We start from the raw sequence: 2,163 nt of genomic DNA, 5'->3' as shown, positions 1-2,163 counted from the left end.
ACCCCGGAACAAAAACAGCAACATGTGACCCAATGGCGCCACAGTGACCTGACTCGAAAACAGTATTGCGAACAGCATCAGCTGAGTTTTTCCTCTTTCCGCGACTGGATTGCCGACAGTAACAAAATGTGCCAACCTCTCAGCCAGACACTGCCCGCCCTCTTGCCGGTTTCACTCCAGCCTGACGACACGCACACCGTCACCCTGCATACCCCAGACGGCTATGCCATCGCCTGTCCATTGACGCTGTTGCCTGACGTGATGCGGGTACTGGCCCGATGCTGAAACCGCAACAGCTCTTTCTGGTGCGAGAGCCCGTCGACATGCGCCGGGGCATTGATGCCCTGACCCAGCACCTGGAGGGACTGAATTTGCGCTGGCAGGACGAGGCCGCTTTTGTTTTCTGCAACAAGGCCCGCTCCCGTCTCAAGGTGTTGCGCTGGGACCGACACGGCGTCTGGCTGTGTACCCGCCGTCTGCACCGGGCCCATTTTGTCTGGCCGAAGCAGGGCGAACGCAGCTGGGTGATGACGCCCGCCCAGTTTGACTGGCTCATCCGTGGCATTCACTGGCAACAGGTCGAGGGAGATGACCTGTCCGGCTGGCGAAGCTAATTCCGCTACCCCGGTCACACTTTTACCGGATAACGACGGGGAATTATCCGGTACACTGTCGGCATGACACTCAATGACTTAATCGCGCTGGATGACCCCGGCCAGTTCCGCCTGCGGGCACTGGCGCTGCTTCAGCAACAAGGTGATTATATTCGCCAGCTGGAAGAGGCCCTGAAACAGGCGCAACGCTGGCGTTTTGGCGCGCACAGCGAAACCCTGCCTGCCGGTCCCAAACGCAGTCAGTTTGAGGAAGATGCCGATACCGATATCGCGGTGCTGGAAACCCAGCTGTCACGCCTGCATATCAAGGAAAACGCGACCCCGGCCCAGCCTAAACGTCAGCCTTTGCCGGCGACTTTACCCCGCGAAGATATCCGGCTGGCGCCGGAGACGGAGAGCTGCCTGGATTGCGGTCATGTCCTGCGCTTTTTACGTGATGAAATCAGTGAGCGGCTGGAATACCGTCCGGCTACGTTTATCGTCCGGCGTTATGTCTGTCCGCAGTACAGCTGTGCGGCCTGCCAGCGTATCCATGCCAAAGCCCAGCCCGCCCGGCTGATTGAAAAGGGCCTTCCGGAGCCGGGGTTGCTGGCTCAGGTGGTGGTCGCTAAATATCGTGACCACCTGCCGCTCTACCGTCAGCAGCAAATCTATGCCCGCAGCGGCGTGACCCTGGCCCGCAGCACCCTGTCGGACTGGGTGGGGCAGGTGGCTGTGGCATTGCAACCGCTGGCCGATGCCCTGAAGCAGGCGTTGCTGACGTCCCCGGTACTGCATGCCGATGAGACCCCGTTGCCGATACTGGCCCCGGGAAAAGGCCAGACCCAGCGCGCCTATTTGTGGGCGTCTGTCACCGGCCCCGATACCTCGCCGGCAGTGGTGTACTATGAGCTGCATCCCGGCCGCAGTGGCCGTTATGCCCAGAGCCTGCTGAAAGACTGGTCGGGCGGCACGTTGGTGACGGATGATTATGCGGGTTACAACGCGCTGCATGCCCGGGCGGATATCACCGAAGCGGGTTGCTGGGCTCACGCCCGCCGCAAATTTTTTGACCAATACAAAGCGAGCCAAAGTCCGGTGGCGAAACAGGCGCTGGATGGCATTCGTGACCTGTACAAGCTGGAGCGAAAAATCAAACACCGGCCCCCGGATAAACGGCGTCAGTGGCGACAGCGTTATGCCCGGCCGTGGCTGAATGAGTTCCGGTCCTGGTTGCAGACGACTCAGGCCCAAACGGCCCCCAACTCCGGGTTACGCAAAGCGATAGATTACACGCTGAAGCGCTGGCCGGCGCTGGTGTGTTATCTGGATGATGGCCGGGTACCGATAGACAACAACCGGGCGGAGAATGCGGTCCGGGGTGTGGCGCTTGGTCGAAAGAACTGGCTTTTTGCGGGCTCGCTCTGCGCAGGGCAACGTGCCGCCATGATAATGAGCCTGCTGGAAACGGCCAAAGCCAACGGACATGAGCCCTGGGTCTGGTTACGTGATGTTCTCAGCCGGCTGCCTGTCTGGCCGAACAATCGGTTGAATGAGCTGCTGCCCTGGC

The 2,163-nt window shown here is 60.5% G+C and carries 3 protein-coding genes; all 3 read left to right on the top strand.

What is annotated here, in order from left to right; genetic code table 11:
- Window positions 1-285: IS66 family insertion sequence element accessory protein TnpA (tnpA, locus tag LG003_RS22740; RefSeq protein ID WP_262981729.1), on the top strand; the 285-nt coding region annotated here is incomplete at its 5' end.
- Complete coding sequence (gene tnpB, locus LG003_RS22735; RefSeq protein WP_071881012.1) at window positions 279-614, top strand: IS66 family insertion sequence element accessory protein TnpB; 336 nt, start codon at window positions 279-281, stop codon at window positions 612-614. The genes tnpA and tnpB, both read left to right, overlap by 7 nt.
- Window positions 615-677: 63 nt before the next feature.
- Window positions 678-2,163, top strand: a 1,486-nt coding sequence (gene tnpC / locus LG003_RS22730; protein ID WP_262981728.1) for an IS66 family transposase, incomplete at its 3' end; no start/stop codon positions are given.

Source organism: Photorhabdus kleinii (assembly GCF_025384885.1).
Classification (GTDB): domain Bacteria; phylum Pseudomonadota; class Gammaproteobacteria; order Enterobacterales; family Enterobacteriaceae; genus Photorhabdus; species Photorhabdus kayaii.
Note: the sequence above shows the minus strand (reverse complement) of the source record. Positions and strands in the feature narration are given on the sequence as shown.